At 28.1% G+C, this 2,114-nt stretch carries 3 protein-coding genes; 1 reads left to right on the top strand and 2 read right to left on the bottom strand.

All coding sequences use genetic code 11. The annotated features are described in order from the left end of the window. Nucleotides 1–42: 42 nt before the first annotated feature. The gene (locus E6248_RS15600) at nt 43–249 is read right to left on the bottom strand and encodes a hypothetical protein (RefSeq protein WP_316341685.1); all 207 of its coding nucleotides are present in this window, start codon (nt 247–249) and stop codon (nt 43–45) included. 357 nt (nt 250–606) lie between these two features. Between E6248_RS15600 and E6248_RS15595 the strand changes: the two genes are divergently transcribed. Continuing rightward, the gene (locus tag E6248_RS15595; protein ID WP_316341684.1) at nt 607–1,044 is read left to right on the top strand and encodes a VOC family protein; all 438 of its coding nucleotides are present in this window, start codon (nt 607–609) and stop codon (nt 1,042–1,044) included. A 60-nt stretch (nt 1,045–1,104) separates the two neighbouring features. Here E6248_RS15595 and E6248_RS15590 read toward each other — a convergent pair whose 3' ends face one another. After that, on the bottom strand, nt 1,105–2,007 hold the full coding sequence (locus E6248_RS15590; protein ID WP_316341683.1) for a carbon-nitrogen hydrolase family protein: 903 nt from the start codon (nt 2,005–2,007) through the stop codon (nt 1,105–1,107). Nucleotides 2,008–2,114: the final 107 nt, after the last annotated feature.

The following is a 2,114-nucleotide window of genomic DNA, read 5'->3' as shown; positions in this document are numbered from 1 at the left end:
ACCTAAAACTTAAAATAATAATTAAAAACCGAATCTATCTCATCACTTTTGTAACTGCCTATTTAATAGAAAAATATTCTCTACTTCATTTCCTTGTTCATCATAATATTTTATATCTATTCCTGTTACATATCCTAAAGTATCTCTATCAAGTACAGTTCCTTGAATCCTTAATAACTCCTCTTCATTCATAGGCAAATCTACTTCTTTTGTTTCATTATCTCTTTGGCATACTAACTTTACTTTCATAGCTATATTTCTCCTTTTAGAATTAGTATTCTTCAAAAAAAATAAAAATATTTCTCCTATATAAATCAAATAACCACTTAATAAGATACACATTAAACTTATCCCTTCTAATAAAATAAATTCTTATTATAAGTTTTTATACATATTGTAAATCTAATATATATCATTATAACTTATTGATTTTGAATATAATTATGATATACTGATTTAAAATACTTATTATACCAACATTTTCCTGATAGTTATCTATATAGTTCTGTAACATATCTTTTGATTATAATTACATCCTTATATATTAAAACTTTCATTAATTGTTGCTTGGCATAATAAATTTATTTACAAAAGGAGTGAATTAACATGGTTGGAGTAGAAATAGATATGGTTGTTTCAGACAGCTTAAAAGCTTTAGAATTATATAAAAAGATATTTGAAATAGAAGTTGTGGAGGCCACTAAGCTTCCTAAAGGTGAAAATGAAGTTGTATTTACCCTTTACGGAGTTCGTTTTCATATGTTAGATGAAAGTCCTCAATTTGGATTAATTGCACCAACTCAGGATGATCCTAAACCTATTTGGTTTAATATTAGTGTACCAGATATTAAGGAAACATATTCTAAAGCATTAAATGAAGGTTCTAAAGAAATACAGCCATTAACAGAGCTTCCTGACTACGGTGTAGCAAATGCCATATTCAGTGATGAATTCTCTTATATATGGATGCTACATCAAGTATATAAAGAAGTTAGTTTTGAAGAACGCGTACAACTTTGGGAAGATAAAAAAGACTCCCAATAATTCTCTTAAATTTAAACATATTAATGCCTTCTATGATAATAATAGTCATAGAAGGCTGTTTTACATATTATTATTTTCTCGTATAAAAGGTTCTTCAACCTTAGTATCTAATAAATCTTTATATGCCTTAACCTTCCTATATGCATTTCCCCAGGTTTCACTTTTTCTATAGTTTCTAATGTTCTCTAAATCAAATTCAGCAATTATTATATCTTCCTTAATATCATTTGCTGAAATAATTTTATTATCAATGTAATTTCCATTATCATCAAAAACTATAGGACTATATGCACAAGAATTTCCCCAGTTCTCCCCAGGATAATTAGCCATTGCTATACCTGTCATATTTTCAAAGGCTCTAGTAGATAACTGATGTATTCTCGCCGGATTCATGTCACAAGCATTAGGTACAAGTATTATCTCTGCTCCTTTTAGCATTAAAATTCTAGCACTTTCAGGAAATTCCCTATCATAGCAAATCATTATTCCAAGTTTAACACCACAGAAGTCACATACTTTAAACTCATCGCCACTTTCAAGTAATCCTTCTAAGGAGAAATCACAAGTATGTACCTTGGAATATTTCATCAAAATCTCCCCAGTTTTATCAATAACTAATGCTGTATTTTGCGGACTATTTTTCCCCTTTGAAAGATAAGTTATTACAATTCCTATTTCTAACTCTCTAGCAATCCTTTTAAATGATTTAATATACTCACTTTCTTCATCAATAGCCTCAGCAAGCCATTTTTCACGTTCATTTTTATAATTTTCATCTAATGGATTATCAAATGCATCTTCATATGGAGGATTATATCCATTTGACCACATCTCAGGAAAAAGCACTATATCAGCCCCTATATTTTTTGCTCCTCTAATATACTTTAAGCCTAGCTCTAAATTTATATTAATATTATTTGCTATTGCTTTATGTTGAATCAATCCAACCTTTAAACTTTTCATTATTTAAAATCTCCTTATACTTCCTCAAAATAATATTAACAAAAAATCCTATGATTATTGAGTAAAATCTTTATTCTCTTTATATTATATTTCCAATAAATTCCTTC

The sequence above is a fragment of the Clostridium sp. genome (genome assembly GCF_032552055.1).
Classification (GTDB): Bacteria; Bacillota; Clostridia; order Clostridiales; family Clostridiaceae; genus Clostridium.
Note: the sequence above shows the minus strand (reverse complement) of the source record. Positions and strands in the feature narration are given on the sequence as shown.